At 68.1% G+C, this 24,061-nt stretch carries 16 protein-coding genes and 1 pseudogene; 8 read left to right on the top strand and 9 right to left on the bottom strand.

Annotated features, from left to right (window positions below; translation table 11 throughout):
- The 3 genes and pseudogenes from CV1CTNOD_RS22750 to CV1CTNOD_RS22760 all read left to right on the top strand — a co-directional run.
- Positions 1 to 300: pseudogene (locus CV1CTNOD_RS22750) on the top strand (hypothetical protein); the annotation flags it as partial.
- 234 nt (positions 301 to 534) lie between these two features.
- Positions 535 to 2,178, top strand: a complete 1,644-nt coding sequence (locus CV1CTNOD_RS22755; RefSeq protein WP_347402975.1) for a replication initiator — start codon at positions 535 to 537, stop codon at positions 2,176 to 2,178.
- A gap of 31 nt (positions 2,179 to 2,209) precedes the next feature.
- Positions 2,210 to 2,404 (top strand): helix-turn-helix domain-containing protein, encoded by a 195-nt coding sequence (locus CV1CTNOD_RS22760; RefSeq protein ID WP_131787999.1) that lies wholly within the window; start codon positions 2,210 to 2,212, stop codon positions 2,402 to 2,404.
- A gap of 6 nt (positions 2,405 to 2,410) precedes the next feature.
- Here CV1CTNOD_RS22760 and CV1CTNOD_RS22765 read toward each other — a convergent pair whose 3' ends face one another.
- A complete protein-coding gene (locus CV1CTNOD_RS22765) occupies positions 2,411 to 2,590 on the bottom strand; it encodes a helix-turn-helix transcriptional regulator (RefSeq protein ID WP_131788000.1) in 180 nt (59 codons plus the stop codon).
- Positions 2,591 to 2,754: 164 nt separating this feature from the next.
- Here CV1CTNOD_RS22765 and CV1CTNOD_RS22770 point away from each other — a divergent pair, with 164 nt between their 5' ends.
- The 4 genes from CV1CTNOD_RS22770 (at position 2,755) to CV1CTNOD_RS27120 (ending at position 4,834) form a co-directional block, all read left to right on the top strand.
- Entirely contained in the window at positions 2,755 to 3,039 is a 285-nt protein-coding gene (locus CV1CTNOD_RS22770; protein ID WP_131788001.1) for a hypothetical protein, read from the top strand.
- Positions 3,040 to 3,305: 266 nt separating this feature from the next.
- Positions 3,306 to 3,515: a hypothetical protein gene (locus tag CV1CTNOD_RS22775; RefSeq protein WP_131788023.1), complete on the top strand. Its 210-nt coding sequence runs from the start codon at positions 3,306 to 3,308 to the stop codon at positions 3,513 to 3,515.
- Positions 3,515 to 4,264, top strand: a complete 750-nt coding sequence (locus CV1CTNOD_RS27115; RefSeq protein WP_242606942.1) for a site-specific integrase — start codon at positions 3,515 to 3,517, stop codon at positions 4,262 to 4,264. Before CV1CTNOD_RS22775 ends, CV1CTNOD_RS27115 begins: the two co-directional genes overlap by 1 nt.
- Before the next feature lie 87 nt (positions 4,265 to 4,351).
- Positions 4,352 to 4,834 (top strand): tyrosine-type recombinase/integrase, encoded by a 483-nt coding sequence (locus CV1CTNOD_RS27120; protein ID WP_242606950.1) that lies wholly within the window; start codon positions 4,352 to 4,354, stop codon positions 4,832 to 4,834.
- A 289-nt stretch (positions 4,835 to 5,123) separates the two neighbouring features.
- On the opposite strand, the gene CV1CTNOD_RS22785 is transcribed toward CV1CTNOD_RS27120, so the two are convergent.
- On the bottom strand, positions 5,124 to 7,268 hold the full coding sequence (locus tag CV1CTNOD_RS22785; protein WP_165485683.1) for a winged helix-turn-helix domain-containing protein: 2,145 nt from the start codon (positions 7,266 to 7,268) through the stop codon (positions 5,124 to 5,126).
- A 791-nt stretch (positions 7,269 to 8,059) separates the two neighbouring features.
- A complete protein-coding gene (locus CV1CTNOD_RS22790; protein ID WP_131788003.1) occupies positions 8,060 to 9,358 on the bottom strand; it encodes an ATP-binding protein in 1,299 nt (432 codons plus the stop codon).
- A 412-nt stretch (positions 9,359 to 9,770) separates the two neighbouring features.
- On the opposite strand from CV1CTNOD_RS22790, the gene CV1CTNOD_RS22795 reads away from it, so the two are divergent.
- Entirely contained in the window at positions 9,771 to 11,675 is a 1,905-nt protein-coding gene (locus tag CV1CTNOD_RS22795) for a DNA cytosine methyltransferase (RefSeq protein WP_242606943.1), read from the top strand.
- Here CV1CTNOD_RS22795 and CV1CTNOD_RS22800 read toward each other — a convergent pair.
- From CV1CTNOD_RS22800 to CV1CTNOD_RS22825, 6 genes are read right to left on the bottom strand one after another with little or no spacing between them, the layout of a single operon-like run.
- Positions 11,603 to 12,127 (bottom strand): very short patch repair endonuclease, encoded by a 525-nt coding sequence (locus CV1CTNOD_RS22800; protein WP_207386624.1) that lies wholly within the window; start codon positions 12,125 to 12,127, stop codon positions 11,603 to 11,605. The genes CV1CTNOD_RS22795 and CV1CTNOD_RS22800 overlap by 73 nt on opposite strands.
- An 18-nt stretch (positions 12,128 to 12,145) precedes the next feature.
- Positions 12,146 to 14,140 carry a DNA cytosine methyltransferase gene (gene dcm, locus CV1CTNOD_RS22805; protein WP_131788005.1) on the bottom strand — a complete coding sequence of 665 codons (1,995 nt, stop codon included), beginning with the start codon at positions 14,138 to 14,140 and terminating at the stop codon, positions 12,146 to 12,148.
- Positions 14,130 to 15,902 carry an AIPR family protein gene (locus CV1CTNOD_RS22810; RefSeq protein WP_131788006.1) on the bottom strand — a complete coding sequence of 591 codons (1,773 nt, stop codon included), beginning with the start codon at positions 15,900 to 15,902 and terminating at the stop codon, positions 14,130 to 14,132. The genes dcm and CV1CTNOD_RS22810 overlap by 11 nt, the downstream gene beginning before the upstream one ends.
- Entirely contained in the window at positions 15,899 to 18,799 is a 2,901-nt protein-coding gene (locus CV1CTNOD_RS22815) for a sigma-70 family RNA polymerase sigma factor (protein ID WP_242606944.1), read from the bottom strand. The genes CV1CTNOD_RS22810 and CV1CTNOD_RS22815 overlap by 4 nt, the downstream gene beginning before the upstream one ends.
- A complete protein-coding gene (gene drmB, locus CV1CTNOD_RS22820) occupies positions 18,796 to 20,595 on the bottom strand; it encodes a DUF1998 domain-containing protein (RefSeq protein WP_131788007.1) in 1,800 nt (599 codons plus the stop codon). Before drmB ends, CV1CTNOD_RS22815 begins: the two co-directional genes overlap by 4 nt.
- Positions 20,592 to 23,753 carry a helicase gene (locus tag CV1CTNOD_RS22825; RefSeq protein ID WP_131788008.1) on the bottom strand — a complete coding sequence of 1,054 codons (3,162 nt, stop codon included), beginning with the start codon at positions 23,751 to 23,753 and terminating at the stop codon, positions 20,592 to 20,594. The genes drmB and CV1CTNOD_RS22825 overlap by 4 nt, the downstream gene beginning before the upstream one ends.
- Positions 23,754 to 24,061 lie beyond the last annotated feature (308 nt).

The raw sequence follows: 24,061 nt of genomic DNA on the forward strand, positions 1-24,061 counted from the left end.
CTGCCCGGCGACGACACCCCGACCCCGCTGGGACTCGGCCCGCTCCTCGTCCTCGACGGCGACGGGACGCTGCTCAGCCCCTTCGACCCGGACGCCTGGACCGCCTGCCACGCCTGGGCGCACGCCCAGACCAGCCAGACCGGCATCCGCCTGCCCGTCCAGATCGACGACCCCCGCAACCGCCAGACCTGGCAGATCACCCCCACCCGCTGCACCCACACCCTCTGGCTCCCCGACGATCACCCCAGCACCACCTACCCCTGCCCCCTGCTGCCCAACACCCGGCCGGCGGACGGCTGACACACCCCACCAGCAGCCGCCAGGGCAGGATGTTTCGGCAACCACCCCCACACACCGCAGGACAACCCGCAAACAATTCTGTGAAGATTCTTTTCCGTGAATGCTGGTAAGCAGTGGACACCAGCGGACGACTACGGACACCGGTGGACGTCCATGGACATCAGACGATTCCGGTGATCCGTACACGGGTATGGGAACGGGCATTCTGGACCGGTGACAGACGTTGTGCGGACGATGAACACCACCCGGGCGGAACGCATGCGTTTTCCACTGGCCCGTCACGTCATCGAAGCCGTTGCGACGGAGAATGGAGTGTGCATTCGCCCGCTGGCGATACGCCGGGTTGATACCCACACCGGGGAAACAGCCGTGCTTCCCATGCCGTGCGGAGCCACCCTGGCATCGAAATGCCCGCCGTGCGCAGAACGGGCGCGGAAACTGCGGATGGCGCAGTGCAAGGCCGGCTGGCATCTCGATGATGAACCGTTGCCTGACCCGGACCCGCCTGGCGACGAGGCGAAAACCCTCGTCCAGCTACGGGCGGATCTCGAAGCCGTCCGCACCGACGCCGCTACCGGCCACGACGTGGAGCAGATCACCGAGGTAGACGATCTGATCTCCCAGGTGGACGCGGCGTTGAACGATCTCGGCGTGCGTGGGAAGACCGCGCCGGACACCCGGGACCGGCCCCGGCGGACCCGATCCACCCGGCGGCGCCAGGACGCCCCCGACCTGCCCCGGCTGCCGGTTGACCAGCGCACCGTCGGGCGGACGTTCACCGCCGCGGACGGCACGGTGTGGCGGCCGTCGATGTTCCTGACGTTGACCTGCGACAGCTACGGCCGGGTGAACAGCGACGGCACCCCGGTGGACCCGACGTCGTACGACTACCGGCAGGCGGCCCGCGACGCGATCCACTTCCCCAAGCTCGTCGACCGGTTCTGGCAGAACCTGCGCCGGGCGGTCGGCTGGGACGTGCAGTACTTCGCCTGTCTGGAGCCACAACGGCGCCTGGCTCCGCACCTGCACGCGGCGATACGCGGGACGATCCCGCGGGTGCTGCTGCGGCAGGTGGCGGCGGCCACCTACCACCAGGTGTGGTGGCCCGCCTGTGACCGGGCTGTCTACAGCATCGATCGGCTGCCCGTCTGGGATGAGCAGACCGGCAGCTACCACGACCCGGACTCGGGGGCTGCGCTACCGAGTTGGGATGAGGCGCTGGACGCGCTCGGTGACGATGCCGAACCCGCCCACGTGGTCCGCTTCGGCGTCCAGGTCCGCGCCGATGGGGTGACCGCGAACAACGCCAACACCGGCCGGTTGATCGGCTACCTGACGAAGTATCTGACCAAGTCGTTGGACGCCTGCCACGCGGTGGACACCGACGCGCAGCGGGCGCATGTGGACCGGCTCGCCGACGCGCTGCGCTACGAACCGTGCTCGCCGGGCTGCGCGAACTGGCTGCTCTACGGGGTGCAGCCGAAGAAGCCGCGGGCCGGGCTGGTGCCCGGACTTTGCAAGGGCAAGGTCCACCGGCGGGAAACCCTCGGCTTCGGCGGACGCCGCGTGCTGGTCTCCCGGAAGTGGTCCGACAAGACCCTCGCCGACCACAAAGAAGATCGGAAAACCTGGGTCCGGCAACAGCTCGCCGTGCTCGGCCACACCGGCGACAGCGACCCCGTGGGCGGCTCGTCCGACCGTGTGGTCTGGCAGCTTCTCCGCCCCGGTGATCCGGCCACCCCTCGCCGGGAACACCTGCTGCTGCGCGCGGTCGCCGACCGGCACCGCTGGCGCGCCGAACTCGACGCGGCAAGGGCGGCCCGCGGACATCCCGGAGCGGTTTCGGCAATCGATCCGGGCATGCCCGGCGCGGCCTGAGCCCTACCCCGACGATCACCGGAGAGCGACCGTGCACAAGCTTCTTCTCACGACCACGGAAGCGGCCGAACTGCTCGGCGTCAGCCGCACCACCGTCTACGAACTCCTCAACACCGAACAGATCGAATCCGTCCGCATCGGGCGGGCACGGCGCATACCGCGGACGGCGCTCGTCGCCTATGTCGATCGGCTCCGCGGGCTCTCCGGCGGGGAGGCAGCAGCGTGATCGCGGTCAGGTCCGGCCATCAGACGGCCGGTGTTCGGCAATCCAGGCTTCCACATCTTCGGTGTTCCAGATGTGACCGGCAGCCAGTGTGGCAGCCGGCTTCGGGAAGGTCGGGTCTTCCTTCAACAACTGGTTCACCCGCGTGCGGCCCACCCCGAGCCGTTTCGCGATCTCCGCCGCGCCCATGAGGTGATCCGACATAACCCGACACTACTGGACGACCGTCCAGAAGGCGCGTACCGTCGCCATCGACTGGACGACCGTCCAGTCCGTCAGGCGGTCCCGGTGGGTGCGCCAACACCACACCGGGACCTTGATCCCGACCCTTCACACCAAGGGAGCGAGACCCGATGCCCATCATTCCGCCTGCCCACGGCCCGTGGCGCACCCCGTCCGACCAACCGGCGTTCGTGACCGTTCGACGGTCCCGCTCCGGCGACTACGCGGTCACCGTCCGGCCGGGCGCCGACCCGGCCGACGTGAGCTCGGCGCTCGGCACAGTACCGGTGGACACCGTGTTCACCGAATCCTTCGGCGACGTCGACATCACCCTGATCTTCCGAATCATCCCCGGCACACCGGCGCTGCTGCCAACGGGAATCGGGAACCCGCCAGTCATCCCGGCGATGCGCTGACCCGCGCGGTTCTTTCCTCCATTTCTTTCCTGTTCCTCTGGTAGGCGCTTGACCTGCCGGGGAGCCGGACGGGTCCAGGGTCGGCGAAGCCGATCACGCAGTGACGCGCAGCGCCCTGGACGCGGCCGGTTCCCCGGCAGACCCTCCCGCGCTCCAGAGGAGCGGGACACCCGTGCCACACGATGTGAGTACGCGGCGTTTTCCGGTGCTTCTCCCGCCTCCTTTTCCTCTCCGTTTCATTTTTTGGCAAGGAGTGATCTTTCGTGCTGCCTGAACCCGACGACGGACCGCGGACGGTGTCCGTGGTCGCAGCTCTGCATGAGCATCTCGACCGTGCCAACCGTGGTCAGGGCCGCTGGTTCGAGGACTCGACCGGGCATGAGGTGTTCGCCTGCGACATGGGCGACAGCCGGTACGGCTGCCCGTGGTGCGACCGGATCGCCTGGCCGGACGGCAACCCGTTGGACGGTGCCTGATGGCGAAGAAGCGGCGTAGAGGCCACGGCGAGGGCGCCATTTACAAGGGTTCTGACGGCCGTTGGCGTGCCACGGTGGATCTCGGATGGGTCGGCGGGAAACGGCAACGCAAGTACCTGTCGGGCCGTACCCGCGCCGAGGTCGCGGACAAACTCCGCGCCCTCCACCGCCAGCAGGAAGACGGCGTGAAAATCGTCATCGGTGACAAGCCGCTCACCGTTGAGCAGTGGCTGACGCACTGGGTCGACCACATCGCGCCGGGACGGGTCCGGCCGTCCACTCTCGCGGGCTACCACGGGTACGTACGGAACCGGATCATTCCGGTTCTCGGACGGCACCGCCTCGACCGGCTCGAACCCGAACACGTCGAAGCATGGCGAAACGAACTCCTCGCCGCTGGCCTGGCGGCGGCAACCGTGCTGCAGTGCTTCCGCATCCTGAGCCGGGCACTCAAGGTCGCCGTCCAGCGGGGCAAGGTCACCCGGAACGTCTGCACCCTCGTCGACGCGCCGTCCGTCCACCGGGACGAAGTACAGCCGTTGGCCGCCGGACAGGCGCGGCAGGTGCTCACCCTCGCGGCCACCCGGCCCAACGAGGCGCGCTGGTCGGTGGCGCTGGCAATCGGGCTGCGCCAGGGCGAAGCGCTCGGCCTGCCATGGGACGCGGTCGACCTGGACGCCGGGACGTTGACCGTCCGACAGGCGCTGCAACGCCGGCCCTGGCAACACGGCTGCGCCGACGACCCGTGAGGACGCAAGCGGGGCGGGAACTGCCCGAAACGGCACGACGGCGGCTTCGTCATCGTCCGGCCCAAGAGCCGCGCCGGCCGACGCACGATCACCCTCCCCCCTCCCCTGGTCACGGTCCTTCGCACCCACCGCAAACACCAGGATGCCGAGCAGGACACCGCCGGGGATCTCTGGAACAACGAACACGGGCTCGTGTTCACCCGGCCGGACGGGCGTCCGATCGACCCGGCGGCGGACTGGCGGGAATGGAAAGCCCTCGCCAAGGCTGCCGGTGTGGCTGCCGCACGCCTGCACGACGCCCGCCACACCGCGGCGAGCCTCCTGCTCGCCCAGGGTGTGCCCGCCCGGGTCGCCATGGAAATCCTCGGCCACTCACAGATCAGCCTGACGCTCGGGACCTACAGCCACGTAGCGCCCGAACTGCGCACCGACGCGGCGGCACGCATGGGCGAGGCGCTGTGGGGCTCCGACGACAAGCCGACCGCCGACGAACCCGACAACGGCGACCCGACGAACGACGACCAGGCAGACGACCGAAAGCCCGACGAAGAAGACCAGAGCGCGACATGACACTTTGGCTGCCAACGTGGCTGCCAGCCCTGATCAAAATTGCCGGGCGAAGCCCGGCAGCGGGGGTCCGGGGGTCGCCCCCCGGGCAGACATAACGGCTGGTGGCGAAGCTGATCGCAGATCAGCGAGCAGCCGAAACCAGCGCGTGGGGCGGGTGGGACTCGAACCCACGACCGACGGATTATGAGCGCTGCCCCCGCGATGTTGCAACATGCCATTTACCGTCACGTCGTGTTATCTCAGCTGGTCAGAGCAGATCCACAACCTTGATCAGCGTTTCTCCGTACCGTCACGGTTTGGCCTGATTCAGTCCGTTCGGCAGCACCATGGCAGCACCAGAGATGATCGCAATCATCGAAAACCGTAACGGCAAGCAGCAACGGACAAAAATTGACACGCCGCTTCGCGACCGTTGATATCGCATGCTGCGCTTCTGTCGGCTACTTGCGGCGTATCTGCAACACGAGACGAACCGAACGTTCACGAAGCTCGTCGGGGTACTTCCTGGGAGCGGGCACGACTCGATCCTCAACAGCTCCACCGTCTCCACCAGCCAGTCGTGATCGACCAGTAGCCGCCCGGCCAGCTCCACCGTCGGCACCGGCAGGTCCTCCAACGGCGGGGTCTCTACCACAACCGTGGTCGGCCGCGGCACCACATCAGCCACCGCCAGCTCGGCCGGGATGACATCCGCACCCGCATCAATGAACGGACCGGTGGTGTCCACCGCGCCTGCGGTGTCGATCTCGTCGAGCCCCACCAGGTCGGCGATCTCCCGGGCAACCTCCCCCAGCTCGACGACAACCGCCTGTCCCGACAGCCGGTCCTGGGCGGTGTCGGACAGGTCGGACCGGTGCAGCGCCCCGGTGTCCAGGTCCAGCCAGTGGACGGCACGCCAGTGATGCGCGGGCGTGGCCTCGACACCGGCCACCCACGTCACCTCGCCGGCGAGGACACCGACATGCACCCGGGACTCGTTGACCGTCACCACCAGATCCCCGAGCTTCATCCGGGTGAGGAACCGGTCGAGCAGCGCGACCCGCGTCTTCTCCTGCGCCGGGCTCAGCTCCGGCTCCACCGTCCGGACGATCCCCGCCAGCGCGTTGCGGGACAGCCCCACCTCCACCCGCGGATAGTCAGGCAGCGTGATTGAGCAGTAGCCATCCCGCAGCCATTCCGGGACGAGATTGCGTCCGAATACGTTCGCCCCACGCACCAGCCAGCCGGGACGGTAGGCCGCGGCCCCCGGCTCGGCCGTGGACGCGTCCCGGCCCCACACCTGAACCCACGGCGGGCGCAGAAAGTTGATCGGCCCCTCCCGGGCCTCCAACACCGCCCGGATCGCGGCGAAATCCCGCTCGTCGTCGCCGGTGAGTACGTCCACCTCGTCGGCGAAGGTGTCGACGATGGCACGCAGATGGTCGGCGCGCAGGCTGTCGAGGAACACCCCGGGGAACGCCAGCCGCAGCAGCGTCCGCCGCTGCCCGGCCGCGGTTGTCGTCGGTACCGCGTCGACCAGAGCCCGAAACTCCCACGGATCACCCAGCGCGGTGCGCACCACCGCCTGCGGCTGGGCTTTCACATGGGCGACGACCTGGGCCAGCCAGGTCACCTGCTGAGCCCGGTAGGTCTTGAACGCCACCCCGACCCGCATGAAACCCTCATCGAGCACGGCGTCGAGCCCGGCAGGAAGGGTGACCGGCCGGGAGGCCGCGGCGAGAACGCCCCGCAGCCCAACCCGTTTCGTCGACCCCTTGATGTCGGACGCCGGTAGATAGTGCAGGAACAGGATCTCCGCGGCGAGCTGCACCACCTCGTCCCGGGCACCGGCCAGCTCGGCGCGCAGCTTCTCCAGGAACGTGCCGGACGCGTCGGGGGGCGGGCGCTCCAGCCGGAACGCCAGATCCTCGGCGTTCTCCCGCGTCCACACCGCCCGTCCCGGCGTGAACACCGAATCGTCCGTCCCGAACCCACGCTCCAGCACCTGCCGGGCGGCGGCGTAGACGGCCTCACGACCGACCGCTGCCGGTTCGGCGACACCGTCGGCGGGATCCGCTCCCACGCCGGCCGGTGTAGGTGTCCTCTTCGCCCGCGCGGCGCTCAAAGCGCGTCTGACCTCAAGGTTCATCGCGGGGATGTCCGTTTCGTCGACGGACCATCCCGCTTCCAGCAGCGTCCACACACCACGGCTGCTGTTATCCACCAGACCCATCATCTTCAGATGAGTCCGCGCCCACGCCAGCCGATACTCGATCTCGGTCCGCGGCCCGTCCCCATGCAGCTGGCCCCGCTGCTCCGGAGTGAACCCCTCCTGCTCGAAGACCCGTTCGTCGATCTCCGCGATCGTGCCGGACCCACCAAGCTCCCGCAACGCGCTGACCGCCGGCCAGAGCAGCTGGTCATACGTCGGCACACCGACATCAGGAGTTATCACCCGTCCACTCCCCCGGACCCCCGCGACAACGGGCGTGCGATCTGTGCAGTGAACCACCCGTCGGCCGTAGTCACAGGAGCCGGGCAGCGCCAGGAATCCGGCCGGCCCTTTACCGGGACACCTCTTCGAGCGTGCGAGCATCGATGCTATGACGCTCTGACCAGGATGCCCTGCCGTCCAACACCGACAACTTGATAACTGAAGACCGCACTGCCGGGAGGCACTGGGGTAGGGACGTCGGGAAGCAGGGATACCGGCACCCAGCGATCGACGAAAGATCATTTCACCGACTCGCTGGGGGTGCCCGATCATGAGTCTTTCATCTGCTTCCATCGTTTGCGCTATTGCCGTCGGGCCCGTCACAGTACTGCTTGCTTTCGCGCTGTGGCTACGGTTCAACCGCGAGATAGCCGAGAAGCACGGTGCCGAGGCGTTGAAACTGACGCCGGCCGTCGGCGCGGCCTTCAAGGCCCTGCTTCAGGTACAGTCCACCTGTCTGGAACGTTCGTTGAACTGTGCGACCGGCATGGGGTACGTCGCTCTGTCGCTCACCCGCCGAAAACGCGGCGAGATCGCCAACGCCATCTCCCGCTACCACGTCGATCAGCCCGCCAGCAACCGGTCGCCGCAGTCACGACACCGTTTCCTACCGCATCCAAAAACGGAGCGCGCAGCTCCATCCGTCCAATCCGGGATTTTTCTCACCGAGCAGACAGTCGCCACCCCGGCCTGCCTGACGACCCCTGTATGCGCGGACCGGTCGCTGTACGTAGAGCGAACAGGTACGCGACTCAGCTGGCGAGCCCCAGAGCGGCTGCGATTTCGGGGGCGTCGCGACGGATGATCGTGAAGATGGACTGGAGTGCGTCGTACTGGCCCGCCTGCATGGCCGCCGAGCGCAGCGCCAAGCCCGCGAGAGCCAGGTCCGTGCTTGGGGCGCTGGCGGTCTGGTCTGCGCCGAGATGCAGCGGCATGTTCCCGCGAGCCGAGGCACGGCGGTAGGCAGCGTTGGCTGCCAGGCAAAGCTCGTTTAAGGAAGCCTCGATCATCTGGCGCAGTTGCGGGGGCATCGAGACCCGCATCTTCGACACGTTGATATTGAACACAGAGTCCAGGGACGTGTCGAAGTCGAGGGAGGCTCGGGCGAGCTTGGTGTGCTCGTCGATCCCGCGGATCCCGGCCCAACCACCCCACTGGACGAGGCGGTCGGCCCGGTACACGTAGAGCCCCTGCTGACGGTTCCAGTTCAGCGGGCCGGAAAGACGCTCGAACTCCTCCGGCGACGAGAACTGCGTCCGTGCCGGCAGGACGAAGCGCCGTAGCCGCGCGGTACCCGAGGTCTCGCCGACATTGATTTCGAACTGCTCGGCCGTCAGCTCGCGGCAGTGCTCCTCGTCCACCGCGAACGGGTTCCACTGGCGCACCTTCTCGCCGTTCACGGAGATCGTGATCTTCCGTGCGTCGGGCAGGCCCTCAAGGAACCGGTGGAAGACGACGGCGAGATGCTCGGCGGTCTTGCGAGCGTAGTTGTCAATACGGCGACGCGCCCAGCCGCCTTCGGGCCGCTTCTCGGGTAGCACACGGTCCAACAGCCGCCAGAGGACGACCGTGCCGGTGCTGTCACCGAGGATCTCGCGGGCCCGCGCAATGTCCTTGTCCGGCTTCGGCGCGATGACGAGCCACTCGTCGAGCTCCTCGATGAGGTCGAGGTTGAGTTCGCGGACGAATACACGGTCGGCCGACGCGCTGCGACGGGTCGTGACGGTGACGGACCGGCCCTGCGACAGTGAGGCGGTCTTCAGCCCAAGGCCGTACCGGCCGAGATCGCCCGCGTTGTAGTCCCTGCGAGACCCGAAGCGCAGCGCCTCGACCAGCGCGTTCTCGCTCATACCGTGGCCGTCGTCGGCGATGAAGACCCGCGAGTCGGTGCCGTCGAACTCAATGATCACTTGGATGTGGCTGGCTCGGGCCGAGATGCTGTTGTCCACGAGGTCCGCCACGGCGGTCGGGAAGTCGTAGCCGATGTCCCGCAGGGACCGGGTCAGCCGCGCCGCGGATGGAGTCACCTCGTACGTCCTGCGGCCCGTCACCTGATCCTCCTTGCCCCTGCCCAATGCAGGCGTTGGCCAGGTTCCCACATGCGATCCGGCTGGTGCAGGTGGCCGCGCCGGACATGATAAATTTGTCTTAATCCTTGTGCTGCGGCTGGCGTAGGGGAGCGGCGGGTGCGGCAGACGCTGACCTGCGGCGATGGCGGTTGGCAGGATCTTGATGGTGGGACGCCTCGGATTGTCGGATCCTGCGGCTAGAACACGCGTTCGACGCGGTGGGGTGCGGCCCCTCAGGCGACTCCACCAGCCTGCGGCACAGGTGGTGACGCCAAGCAACGGCACAGCATGTCCCGACATCGGCCCCGGCCGACGGTTGTTAACTACTACCGGGCGTCGATGGCCGAACTGGCTGCGACGGACCGGTCGGAACGCGCGATGGGGGAAGCGGGCAGTGGCAACCTACGGCGTCCAGCTGGAGCGCAGCGATCTGCTGCGGCTCCCTCCACATGAGGGGAGCCCCTCGGACGAGGAGTTCGCAGACTGGTGCCACGCGACGGCCCGTGGCCAGCGTCTGGCTGTCGACCTGTTCAGCGGCGCTGGTGGACTGAGCCTCGGCCTGGAGCAGGCGGGCTGGACGGTCGTCGTCGCTGTCGACCACGACCAGCGCGCCATCGAGACCCATCGGGCCAACTTCCGCGGTCGCGCGCTGCAGCTCGACCTGGCGGATCCCGACGCAAGGGACAGCCTGATGGCGTCCCTGGCCGGACTCGAGATCGACCTGGTAGCCGGCGGTCCGCCCTGCCAGCCATACAGCAGAGCCGGTTCGAGCAAGATCCGCAGTCTGGTCGACCAGGGAGCACGCGACCGCTTCGACCCACGTCGCGAGCTCTGGCGCGCATACCTCGCGCTGGTCCTCGAACTGCGCCCCCGCGCGGTACTGATGGAGAACGTCCCCGACATGGGGCTGGCGGATGATTTCCAGACGGTTCGGCGCATCGTCGGCGATCTGGAGCAGTCTGGCTATCGCACCCAGGTTCGGATCATGGAGACATGGCGGTACCGGGTTCCGCAGCATCGTCGCCGGCTGATCGTCCTGGCCCGGCGTGATGGCGCTGGGTTCACCTGGCCGGAGGACGCCGAGGCCCAGGTGACCATTTACGACGCCATCGCGGATCTGCCCCGGCTGGGCGAGGGCACCGGCTCCCGGGAACTGCCCTACGCCGAGGGCGCCAACCTCAGCGAGTTCGCCCGCGAGATGCGGCGGGGCGCGACCGAGGGGTCCGTCCACGACCACTTCACGCGGCCGGTCCGCGAGGACGACCGCCAGGCGTTCGCGCTCATGGACTCGGACACCCTCTACAAGGATCTTCCGGACGAGTTCAAGCGGTACAGGGACGACTCCTTCGACGACAAGTACAACCGGCTGGGTTGGGACGAGCAGAGCCGCACGATCACCGCGCACATCGCGAAGGACGGCTACTGGTATATCCATCCGGAGGAGTTGCGGACGCTGACGGTCCGCGAGGCCGCCCGGATCCAGACCTTCCCGGACTGGTTTCGCTTCGCGGGCTACCGCAGCGACGCGTTCAAGCAGATCGGCAACGCTGTACCGCCGCTGGCGGGTGCTGCGGCGGCCCGGGCGGTCGCTCCGTCCGAGCCTGGTCAGACGCCGGCGGTGGAGCCGGGCTGGTCGGACGTGTACCAGCGTCTGGAGAAGCTGGCCAGTGACCTGGGCGCCAGCGACTGCTGGACGGCGGTGCCCGGCACGGCGATGACACCGCTTGTCGCCGCGGCCTGTGCGCTGCTCTCCAGACCGCAGCCGATCGGGCCGGACGACCTGCCCGCTCTCCAGGCGTTGTGTGGCTGTGACCGGCTGGACGAGAAGACGCTCGATGCCTGTCTGCACCTCGCCCCGCACAACAGCCGCCGGCGGCTGGAGCGGCTGCGTCGGCTCGTCGACGAGGACCTGCCGGACGACGCGGCCGCCTTCGTGAAGCTTCTCGGGCTACGGCCCGCCGAGGCGAAGATCTTCAGGCTTCTCCGGGGCTACGACGTCCTGATCACCGGTGCCACGGCGGTCCGGGTCGCTGCTCGGTTCCGCGGAAACGAGTCCTACGAGCAGAAGCTGCTGACAGACGGGCGTATCGATCTAGCCCGGCTCGTCGGGACAGGCGAGCAGGCACCGGCTCGTATGGCCGCGATCCGACACCTGGGGATGACCGTGTGCGATCCGGGCGGCTCGCCGAACTGCGCTGCCTGCCCGCTGGCCGGCGCCGGCTGCGTTTATGCCGAGGAACTGGCTGCCCGGCTCGAGGCCGAGCGGGAAGCCGCCATGAGGGTCGGCCTGTTCGCCTGAGCCGCGTCCAGTACCAGGAGCGCGGCGTCCGCCGCGCTCCGCCGCACCTGGCACTCCCAGATTCGGAGCACCTTCCAGCCAGCGGCGGTGAGCGTCGTGTCGTTGCGGCGGTCGCGGTCGAAGTTGGTCTGCATCTTGGCGCGCCAGAGCTCGGCGTTCGGGCCGCGGAACTGCTTCATGCCGTGCTCGGGGCAGCCGTGCCAGAAGCAGCCGTCCACGAACACCGCGAGCCGCCATCGGGAAAGCACGAAGTCAGGCGTGCACCGGGGCGCGATCGTCTGATGTACGCGGAAGCGCAGCCCAAGACCGTGAACCGCCCGGCGCAGCGCGATCTCGGGTTTCGTGTTCTGTGCCTTGCGACCGTGCAGGTGGCTACCAGCCTCGGTCGGAACCCAGCCAGGTCTGGCTGACGCCTTCGGCTCAGCCGTGGTCCCGTCGCCCTTGCCTGTCACGTCTCGATTCTTTCAGCGTCAGGCCGTCTGGCGCGTGGCAGGCTCCTTTGACCTACCGGGCCCCGCCATCGCCATGGTGCAGCCGGCGGAGAGAGGGCACTCGTCGCAGAGCGGGTCGGACGGTCTACAGACCGAGTTCGTGAGGGCTATCAGGGCCAGGTGGGCTTCGCGCGCCGTGCCCGGGCCGCCGACAAGACGGGCGATCGCCATCCGGCCGTCGGACATCCGGTTGTGGTGGTCGACATCGCTGCCGTAGTACCGCGCCGCCAGGCGCAGCACGCCCCTGCCGCCGAGGACTGGCTCGGGACTGCCGTCGACGTCGGTCGTCCGAACCGTGAGAACCGCCAGGTCGAGCACCGACGGCGCGACATGCGGAATCCGGCCGGTCGGGTCCGGCGCGTCGAGTACGTCCGGATGCCCGATCAACCAGCGAGCGACGTCCAGCAGCAGCTCGGCCCGTGGCTTCCGACCGATCCAGCTCGCCGACTCCAGGAAGCTCCCTGCGGCCTCGACGGTTGCCGCCGGCGTCTCCCACGCCGAGACAAGCGGCCACAGCAGCCGGATCTGGTCGGTGGACGCCCGCTCGAATAGGATCTCACCGACGATCACCTGCCAGCGTGTGCGCGCCGCCAGCCACGGGATCGGCAGCGCTGCTTCCTTCTTCTCGTTGAACCAGGCCGTCAACCGGGCTGCGAGCTCGGTTGTGCTCGGCCGTGGCGCGGCGGGCTCCGTCGTGAGGCTCGCGAGCAACGCGCCGCCAAGGTGTTCGCCGAGGCGCGGTGGGACCGCGTTTCCGATCTGCCGGAACGCGGCCGACGGCGGGCCCGCGAACCGGATGTGGTCGGGGAAGGTCTGCAGGCGCGCGGCCTCGCGGATCGTCAGCGTCCGGCTCTGGCGGGGGTGGATGTACCAGTAGCCGTCCTTGGCAATGTGGGCGGTGATCGTCCGGGAGAAGCTGTGCTCGTCGAGCTTCTTGTACTTGTCGTCGAAGATGTCGTCGCGATAGCGCTTCATCTCGTCCGGCAGATCCGAGTACAGCGTCGTCGAGTCCATCAGCTCGAAGACGGCGCGGTCGTCGTCCCTGACCGGTCTGGTGATGTGGTCGTAGACCCGGTTACGCTGCCCCCGCGGAATCCGCGCACGCATGGCCTGCTGGAAGGCCGTCAGCGGCCCGGTCGGCTCGTAGACGGACCAGCCGTCCGCACCGCCCTCAGGACGCCAGCCGCCCTCCACCTCGGGAAGGTCGCCGATCGCGTTCCAGAGCGGGACCCGCTCCGGCGTGCCCTCCGGCCAGACGAAGCGCGCACCGCCACGGACCGCCGCGACGATCAGCCGCTGGCGGAACTGCGGAACGCCATAGGTGGACGTGTCGACGAGCCGTGCCTCGACCGAGTAGCCAAGGTCCTCGAACGTGTGGACGACGGTCCGGAAGATGAACATCTCCCGGTCGAGCGCCATGTCCGGCACGTTCTCCATGAGCACGCAGGTCGGCTCGACCTGGCGCACGACCGCGAGGAACGACTCCCAGAGGTCCCGCCGGCGGTCATGCGCCTCGGCCAGGCCGAGCCGGACCCTGTGCCGGATCTTCGACCGGCCGGCCCGGGAGAACGGCTGGCAGGGTGGCCCGCCAACCAGGACCTCAAGCCGCAGGGAGCGGATCAGTTCGGCGATCGCGTCGACCTTCGCGGGGTCGAAGAGATCCTCCTGAAGCGTCAGCCCACCAAAGTGATGCCGATGCGTCTCGGTCGCCTCGGGATCGTGATCCACCCCGAGCACGACCTGCAACCCGGCATGCTCCAGCCCTAGACTCAGCCCACCGGCGCCGGAGAAGAGATCGGCCGCGAGTAGTTGACGCGGATTCTCAGCGCGCAGGCGCCCGACGTAGGCCGCCAGTTCCCCGGCGTCCGCGCAACTGTCCGCGTGCGGCTCCAGCCGCACGAACGGCCCTCGAACGAGCTTGACCCCGTAGCCGCCCCGCTTCCCTGCGGCCCGGTGCCGAACCTCAGGCGGCATCGGACCTGGTTACCGCAAGATCGGCCACCAGGCTGGCCGGCGGCGCCCACTCGATCTGTTGAACCGCCTGCCAGCTCGCTTCCTTCTTGCACCACTCCGTGACGTTGCCATTGCCAGGCGGGTTCGTGATGACCTCACGCACCTTCGACGCCAGCGGCGGGACCGCCTTCTCAAGGGAGTCCGGAACGGCCTGCATCCGCCAGATCCGGTTGAGGTCGATCTCGCCGTCCAGTCGGTTGACGATCAGTGAGATCGTCGCCGCGGTGATGTTGGCGAGGTAGCCGCCGTAGCCCTGCTGCTGCACGAGCTTGCGTACTCGGTTGTACAGGATCGACTTGGCGACCAGATCGCGGAACTCCGCGTCGCTCGGAGTCTCGTTCCGGCTTGGCTCGCCCACCGTCGACCATGCCTGGAAGCACTTCTGCCCGCCGAGGCTCGCGACGTGCGGCTGCTGGCGGTAGGCGTACTCGTACTTCGCGGCATCGGTCTTCGTGATCTTCTGGGTCCGCGGGTTGTCAGCGTCGAACTGCTTACGCGCGGACTGCGTCGTCAGGCGTGAGCGGTCGACGTCGTACTGGCCGCGCACACGTTCGTAGTACCAATGCGTCTGCTTGGCGGCGACACCTGCGGCCGGGGTCCAGATTGAGCGCGAGTGCTTCTCCATCTCGATGTGGTACGGGCTGTTGCCCTCGAAGTCGGCGGCGGTGATCGCGTTCTGCGAGTTGGCGTACCTCGAGATCTTCGGGACCAGTTCGTCGAGCATGCGGTCGCCGACGACGGTGAACTTGGTCGCGACGTGGACGTCGGACAGTCCGGGGACCTCGGCCTTGAAGGCGACGTGCAGCGACGCCGTGGTCTGGCCGCCGTTCACGATCTGGAGGTCCCGGATCGTTCGGATCACTCGGCGGCCGTCGGCGGTGGTCTCGAACTCCATGGCTGTCGCCGTTGCAGAGATTCCGTTGTTGTAGGCGAGGAAACGCCCCGGAGTCTCCTTGACCGTTTCTGCGATCCCCTTGTTGACCGAGGTACGACCCTGCAGGAAGGCACGGACGTTCCGCTGCAGCAGTCGGCTGTGGAAACGGTCGTACAGCTCCGCGATCAGCGGCGCGGGTAACACCGCCAGCACGCACTGGTATTCCTCCGGCTGCTTGGGCGCCTCGAGGCACGGGATCTCGTAGCCCAGCTCCAGGAGGTCGATGACGATCTCCTCCTGCTGGCGGCCCGAGGTCATGAGCCGGTGGAGCCGGGTGCGGTCCCAGACCTGGACGCTCACCGGCAGGTCGCCGAGAGTGAGATCGGTGGCCCAGGTGCCGGTCGTGCTCACTGTTCCGTCGGTGAGGGCAATAACCTGCACCTTCTCGAACTCGTTCCAGCTGTCCCGGATGCGCTCCGCCATGTCCCGCTGCGCGGACCGCTCAAGCGTCGAGGGCCAGTCCCGCAGGCAGGCCGAGCCGAAGTTGAGGGCGAACTTGACCAACTGGTCGATCTGGCTCTTCTTGACGATCGTGTCGCCGTGGTGCGCGGTCAACAGCCGGAGTACCGAGCCGTCCGTGCTGACGTCGTAGCCGGCGACCTCGAGGTGTCGGTTCTTCCACTCCCTGCGGATGAAGCAGGACTCCGGGTTGTCGAGTGTGCCGTCCTCGGTGAGGGTCTCGGCGACTACCTGGACAAACGCGTCCCGAAGCATGACCTCCTCGGAGGTCGCCTTGTCGTACACCCACTTCTGGAGTTCGGCGACGAACTCGGTGATATCAGTGCTCATTGCCGTCCGTCCTCGGGCGTCGCGGCTTCCTGGTGGCGTCGGAACACATCGGCCGACTGCCGCCTCGTCATCTTCGCAAGTGTGGTGAGACGTGGTTGTAGCGAGACGGGTACGCCCAGTGGCTGGCCGGGTGGCGCGCTCTGCCGCCACGTATCCAGCTGGTCTCGTCCTACCTTGATCTCAAGGCGCGCCAGCGCCGTGCGCTCATCGAGATCGAGATCGGGCAGGCCGAGCCATCCGCCCAGGGACCAGAAGTAGCCGTCGGACACGACATACAGGCCCTGTGCCTGGCGCCAGGTCTCCGGCGCTCCGGCCTCGCTGAAGTCGTCCTCGTCGAGCCTGGTCGGATAGGGCAGGACGTAGGGCGAGACGAGTACGGACAGGCCGTCCTCGTCCATCACCCGCTCGGTCCCGTAGTCCTGCGTCGCCGGGTGAGTCAGCAGGAACGGATCGCAAGAAGCCTCCGGTTCGGGCGAGGGCGCCTCGATGGTCGGCTGGATCGGTTCCTCCTTCGCTCTCGGTCCGGGCACCTGCACGTGCTCGGTCGAGACTGGAAGCTCGGTGGACGGGCCTGGGGTATCGGGCGTCTGAGCCGTGGTGGGAGCGATGACAGGTGGCGAAACTGGATGCACGGGCGCCGTGGCCCCGCCAGAGATGGGCCTGCGTCGAGTCGGCAACGGGCGCCCGGCTGTGGGATTGGCGGGCTTCGCCACGGTGCGTGCTGGTCCGGGTCCGTAGGCATCGTCGCGGACCGCCGTCCTCAGCCGCCGCTTCAGTTGCGGGAGCGCCTTGGACTCAATCTGACGAATGCGTTCCCTGGTCACGCCGAAGATCTTGCCCACCTGCTCGAGAGTCATCGGTTCGCCACCGTCGAAGCCGAATCGCAGCCTGATGACCTTGGCGCTCCGGTCTCCGAGTTCCGTGAACTCCCGCGCGATGGCCTCGCGGAGCCAGGCCCGTTCGACGACGGCGTCCGCGTCGGGGTCGGAGGACGGAAGATCGATAAGGTCGCCGAAAGTCGTCCCGTTCTCATCCCCGACCGGCAGGTAGAGACTGACCACGGGCTGTGTCAGCAGCGGGAGGTACTGCGTGACCTCGCGCTCGGACATGCCTGCCTCGGCCGCCACCTGCGGGATGGGCACGTTGTTGACCGGAATCTGTATCCGGGCCAGGACGCGCCGGAGCTTGTTGACCTTCTCGGCCACGTGCACCGGCAGGCGGATGAGCCGGCCCTCGTCGGCGACTGCGCGAGTGATCGCCTGCCTGATCCACCAGGTGGCGTAGGTCGAGAACTTGTAGCCCTTCGTGGCGTCGAACTTCTCGACCGCGCGCATCAGGCCGAGCATTCCGTGCTGCGCGAGGTCCTCGAGCTCGAGGCCCTGGCCGAGGTATCGTGGCGCGATCGAGTGCACCAGCCGCTGGTTGTGCAGGACCAGGGCGTCGAAGGCCCGGGCGGGTTCGTCCGGGGCGCCGGCCCGGAACCCGTGGCCGAGTTCCTTTTGCAGCAGGCTGCCGGGCCGCATGAGCATCGCGAGCCCGACTTCTTCGGCCGCGCTGAGGATGTACTTCTCCGGCCGGAGACGGAACTTGTCCTCGTGTAGCAGGCGACGTGCCAGGTCTATGGCGTCGAATGGCAGTTCGACGAGCCCGGCACCGCTGTCGACCAGTTCCTTGGCAAGCGCGTCGAGGTCGTCGCTCGGCGCGGACTCCTCGTCATCGTGGGCGGATCCGTCGTCGACATCTCTGTCCTCGGCGTCAGCGGACTCCCCGCCCTCGTCGAAGGAGCGCTCCTCCGCTGGCTTTCCGTCCCGTTCGACCGCCGGCTTCCCGCGCTGGTCGTCCAGAAGATCGAGAGGCAGGCCACGGACGATCGTCGGATCGCCAACGCCGGAGTAGGCGAGGATGACGTCACCGCGGCTACGCGTGACCAGGTACTCCAGCTGACCGGCGAGTGATGCGGACGCGGCGTCCAACGAGATGTCCTGCAGTTCGGGCAGCACGACGGCACCGAACTCGACGCCCCGAGCCGACATCCAGGTCGTGACCTTCAGGCCGGGAACCGTGAGGTTGATCCGGCCGTCAGGATGCTTTCCGCTCTCGCCGTGCTGGAACTCGATCGTCCCCGTCTTCCCGCAGCTGAGCGCCTGGTAGACCGCGTCGACCTGGGTGATCTGCTGAAGGAGCACCCCGACCGTGAGCTTGGGATGCTGATCGCGATAGGCGAGCAGCCGGTCAGCGGATTCGGCGAGAGAGTCGTCGTGCCAGAGCACCGGCAGGTTGCCGGCCCGGGCCGGGAGGGCCGAGGGAGCGTGACCGCCCGCCTGCTGCCGGAAGTGTGCGGCCAGGCTTGCGACCGGGGTCGTGTTCCGCTCGTTGTCCCGCAGCATGGCCACGACCGGCTGCCCGAGCGCCGACTGGATCTCGGCGATGCCAGCGCCTGCCTCCGCCTCGACCAGGACCGTCACGGAGGCGCCCAGGATCCGGAGCAGCCGGTAGAAGTCCGACGGGAACCGGCTGCCATCGACGACGATCACACTGCGGCGCAGGCGGGCCGGCGTGGCGTCTCGCAGCACTCGCTCGAGACATGCGTCGAAGTCGTACTCGAACGGCCCCGACGCCGGAGGCAGGCTGCGGAACAGCTGTCCCCAGAGCTTGCGGACGAAGAGGTGGAAGGCGACGACCTGACACCCCAACCACGGAGCCTCGAGCAGGCGACGGAGATGCCCGGCCAGGAGGCTGCTGGAAATGACGATCGACACCGCCCGACCGGGGCCCGCCAGGTTCTCGGCCACCCGCTTCGCGGCCTTGGCCATGCCCGACCCGGGCGACGCGACGACCAGGCACTGCGGCACGGTCGTCGCATGCCCGCCGGGGCGCTTGACGTGCGTGACCGTCACAGTGAGCTGCTGTCGTAGACGCCCTCGATCGCCGCCTGCACATGCCGGAAGAAGCCGAGCTCCTCGTCGATCACCAGTCGGCGGTCGAGCAGGCGGTTCGAGGCCACGCAGCTCGTCTCCGGGAGCAGCGAGCAGGCGTGGCAGGCAGCCAGTGACAGGCCACCAGGCCCCTGGCCGGACGACTCGCCGCAGACCGGGTCGAACGAGCACCAGCGAGCGGAGGCCAACGCCGCGCACACGAGCGGAACCAGCCGCTCGGGCTCGCCGAGCCGGACCAGCCCACCCAGCGTCCCCTCGGTGTCACCCGCGGCGGTATAGATCAGAACGCCCGCCATCTTCGGGTTGCCGTCCGGCCCGGTGACATACAGCCGCTCGCGCAGCGACGACGACGAGTACCCGGCCTCGAACGCCGTCTGGCGCAGCAGCAGGTGCGCGAAGGTGTGGAGCAGCACGAACCGCGGCGTCGGTTCCGGCAGCCAGCCAAGCTCGACGTGTTGTTCCTTACGCTTCTTCAGCCGGTCGCCTCGGCCGACGACGGCCAGGCCCCGTTCCCAGGAGGCGAGCGCGTTCTCGTTGAACCGGACGAAGAAGCCCTCGCCGAAGACCTCGACCGCGGGCAGGAACTGCGGGTAGGCGTCAAGGTTCGCCGGAACCATCTGCTTGCTGGTGTGCCGCTTGAACCCTCGCAGTGCGCGCACCTCACGCAGCCGCTTGACGAGGGTGACCTCGTAGGCGACGTGCGCGAGCTGGCTCGCCACGTCCTCGAGACGTCCGCTGACCGCCGCCGGGTCGATCGCCTTCTTCTCCCCGATGAAGAAATCCCGCGGGTCCGGGTTCTCCGGCGGGCCGGTCAGCGCCAGCCATTCGCCAGGGGTGATGTCCTCGACCGAGCCGACGCTCGTGGTGGGAGTCTCGTCACCGAGCACCTGCGCGAGCGCGATCTCGGCCTCGTGGAGAGACACACCTGTCGTGTTCGCTGCCTCGGCGAGCATCGTCGGGACGAACGTGTGGCCCGGGTTGCTGAGAACCCACTGGAAGCTCGCGTCGGCCTTCAGCTTTGCGACCGGGCTGTTGACGACGCTCCAGTTCGAGTCCGGCGGGATGTCGATCGCCGAGACGATCTCGGGGAAGTAGACGCTGGACGCGCCGCGCTGGACGGCGTCGACCTCCTCCTCGCACTTCACGGCGTCGGCGTCGATCTGCCATGGCTGTCGGCCTGTGCAGCGCTGCCCGATCCGGCGCAGCGAGTCCTTGTGCGGCAGGCCCTCGAGAGAACGGGACGCGCCGCAGGCTCCGCATTTGACCTCGGTCGACTCGAGGCCACCGCCGACCGCGCCGCTCGTCTCGAAGGTCAGCTTGCTGTCCTTGCAGGTACCGCGTTCCCCCGCCTTGGCGGCCGAGTGCGCCCAGCGCCGCCAGTCGACGTCAGAGAGGTGTCCCCGGCCGCAGACGGCGACGAACCGCATGGGCACCAACTGGGACTTTGCCCGGCAGTTCTCGCAGCGGGGGGTCGCTCCCTTCTTCTCCCGCCCGATGCTCCACCTCTCCATCCGGCGGCACGCCGGGCAGAAGAGCCACTGGGGGAAGCGGTAGTAGGGAACCGAACCACCCGCGGGCGCGGTCCTGAGCTCCTTGACCTTCAGATAGCCGGCAAGCCGAGGCATGGTGATGAACTCACGCTTCCCACCCCACGTGCTCGCATCCTCCGCGACGAAGGACTCACCGACCAGGTCGATGATGGCGCCGACCCCGAGCGGGCTCACGGTCTGTGCGCGTCGGACCTTCCGGACGGTCACTTGGCCCCCCTGACCCTGATGTCGACGGTCACGTCCACGTTGCGCATCGAATCCAGCGTCGGCCAGCCGTCGCCCGCCTGGTCGAACCGGCGGAGAACCGCCGGCTGGTGCCTGTTCGGCTGGTAGGTGAGGCTGAACTCGCTGCCCTCGCTCGCCAGGGCCTTGACCGCCCAGTCGGCGGCCAGCTGCCACAGATGCTTTCCCAGTTCCTCGGCCTCGCTGGGGTCTGCCTCACCGGCGCGGCGCTCCAGCTCGTCCATGAGCTGCTTCATCAGCGCGTCATCCTGATCGAAATGGACCGCGTCGGTGTCGGCGCTCCACCCTCGGGCGTGCCGGGCAAGGATCACCAGGTCGGCGTGCAGCGCCCTCGTCCTGGCCGGCAGCGAGAACGGCGTCACCGACGTCGGCTCGACGGACCGGTAGAGCGTCGAGTGGTCCGAGGCGAACGACTCGTAGTGCGAGCGGTCCCGGGGCTTGGACGGCGAGTAGAGCGTGACGACGAGGCCCGGGCGGTCCTTGCTTCGCCCGACCCGGCTGCTCGCCTGGATGTACTCGGCGATCGTCTTCGGCTGGCCGACGACGACCATCAGCGCGAGGCGGCCGACGTCCACGCCGACGGAGAGCATGTTCGTGCTGGCCGCGAGCGACACCGGGTGCGGTTTGTCGATGGTCCGGCCCAGTCGTTCGAGGACCCGGGGGATCTCGCGGGAGGCGACGTTGCTCGTGAGCTCGACGACCTCGTCGTCGCTCAGCGAACGGACGCGTGCCTTGTCCTCGGCGATCACCTTGATGCGGGCGGGGATGTCGTCATGGGCAAGTGTGATCGTCTTGCCCAGCTCGCGAAGGCTGTTGTGGTATGCGACCAGGGTCGAGTAGGCATCCTGGCCGGTCTTCGTCAATTCGACCTCCTCCGGCGCCTGGAGCAGCGCCGCAGAGAGGTGGACCAGTGCGGTCAACGGTGTGTGGCCCTGTGGCATCACGCCGGCGTACAGCCGGCCCGGGGCCTCGTGGTCGGTCCGGACGAAGTACGAGTCGTCGGCGTCCAGACCCGCGGGCGGGAAGAGCGCGACCTCACGGCCGAAGACCCCGCGGGTCTGCTCCTCCGCGCGCCGGATGGTGGCCGTCGAGGCGACGAACTTCGGCCGGGCCTTGTTGTGCCTGAGCAGCACGTCGAAGGCTGCCTCGTAGATCCCGACGATCGTGCCGAGCGGGCCGGAGATGAGGTGGAACTCGTCCTGGATGATCAAGGAAGGGCCCGGATGGCCGCCAGAGCCGAAGAAGACACCTGAGCGGGCGTCCCAGACCGTGCGCGCGAACTTGTCGACGGTGCCGACGAGGAACGTCGGCGGGTTGGCATAGAGATCTTCGTCGACGGAGGACATCGGCAGCTGCTCGTGGAAGGGGCACCTGCTGTTCGGGCAGAAGACGACGAACTCGTCGTTGGTCGGGCGTAAGCCCCAGACAGGCGCCTTGGCACCTTCCGCGGGTGTGACCCGGGTACCGCACCAGGGGCAGCTCTCGATCTGGAAGCTCTCCTCGACCGACTCGCCCTTCTGGATCTTTTGGAGCAGCCGCCGTGCCTCCGTGTAGGTGTTCGGGCTGTTCCCGCCACCAACCCAGAGGCCGATCGAGATCGGCTCGGTACCCAGCTCCTTCTCGTTGTCCCTCCGCAGGAGCTCGCACGAGCAGATCAGCGTCGAGGCGCGCTGGAACTGCTGGGCGGTGAGCAGCCGCAGGGTGTACCGCGTGATCACGGTGGTGCCGCCCGCCTCGTCACCGCCACGCAGGCGCCTCAGCATGATCACGAAAGCGGTCAGGCCGAGATAGGCCTCGGTCTTGCCACCACCGGTGGGGAACCAGATCAGGTCGACGAGGTCGCGGTCCGGGGACTCCTCGTGCGCGGCGCCATCCAGGGTGAGCAGGAGGAAGCCCAGCTGGAACGGGCGCCACCGGTACTTCCCGGTCGGGTACTCGGGGTTGACCTCGGGTGCCTCGGACGGATCGCGGGGCTGGCCCGCGAGCGTCGGGCCGCTGTGGACCATCTGGCGGTGCATGGCCCGGTTCGCGAGCCCGAAGGCTCGTCGTACGGTCTCGTCGGACTCGAGCAGTCGGACCCCGCGGCGCATCCGTTCCCGGGTCGTGTCCATCCGCGCGACGATCCGCTCCGCTGCCTTGCGCAGGTGGGCGGGGACGTCGCTGTCCAATCGGGCGCGAAGGCTTTCGGCCCAGCTCTCGTAGCTGTCCACGAACGCGTCCAGTTCGCTGACCAGGCCCGGTGCTGGGGCGGCATCGAGGTCCGTGAGGCGGGCAAGATCGAGGATCTGCTCGTGACCGGGAACCTCGAAGGAGATACCGGGAACGATATGGGTCGGCAGGAAGGCCGTCTGGACCCACTCGGGAGTCGCCTGGCCGTCGCCGGACCAGGCGGCCGCGGCGCCGTGCCCGATGGCGAAGGTCGGCACGGTTCGATAGAGGAGTTCCAGCTCGTCGGTCTCGTCGTCGCCGTAGAGGTTCACCGCGCTCGGGTAGCGCCGGATCTCTCCGGCCTCGGGCCGCGCGCGCAGGCCCACCTGGAACAGGCAGCGGGCCGTCTCCTCGGCCTTGGTCTCGCCTTTCGCCCGGTTGACGAGCGAGACGGTGACGATCGCGCCGCCGTCGTTGCGGCGACGCCACACCAGGTCGATGCTCGCCAGCCCTTCGAGAAACGTCTCGCGGGCCGTGAGACGTGTTCCCTCCCCAGCAGGCGGCGCCACTGTCGCCGTATAGGTGATCGGGGAGCGCTTCCAGCGTTTGGCCTCCCGGCCGCCCACGTAGCGCGCCGCCTCGACCTCGACCTCGATCGGCGACCAGGTGCTGGTCACGAAGCTCAGCCCCACCGAGCTTGGCTTGTGCTGGCCGGTGAGCGTCAGCGGGTCGTCGTCCGCCTCCTCGCCGATGTTTCCCACCTGACCGGGAGCCTCGTCGATGATCTCGTCGCCCTGCTCGACTGCGGGCGGGTCGAGATAGCTGGTGGCCTCAGGTTGCGGATACAGCAGGCCCGTCAGGTAGCGGCGGCTCGGGTCCTCCGTGAGGACCTCATCGTCATCGTGTACCGGCCCAACGAGCTGGCGCTCCAGGTACCTGACGATCTTTGCCCGATCGTCCGTGCTGGAACTCACTTACGCCCCCCTGCTTCAGTCTGCTGATCGAACCCGGCCGTCCAGGACAGTCATATGTGGGCAGCGCCCACTTCTGGTCCGCGCCGAGAGCGAGAAGTCGACCACCAAGGGTGGCGTTCGTCGAGACCGTTGGGCGGGCGTCGCGCGACCCCTGTCCCGTGACCCCCGCGCCTTGGTATGCGCACGTTGATCGACGCGGTTTGCGACGATCAACCCCCGGCGCGCTTTTGTTGCCTCCACATGTCGCAGGTAAAGTCGATTTGCCACGGTAGACGTTGGAAACGGCCACAGGGCAACGTCGTGAGACT

The organism is Protofrankia symbiont of Coriaria ruscifolia (assembly GCF_900634745.1).
In the GTDB taxonomy this organism is placed as follows: Bacteria; Actinomycetota; Actinomycetes; order Frankiales; family Frankiaceae; genus Protofrankia; species Protofrankia californiensis.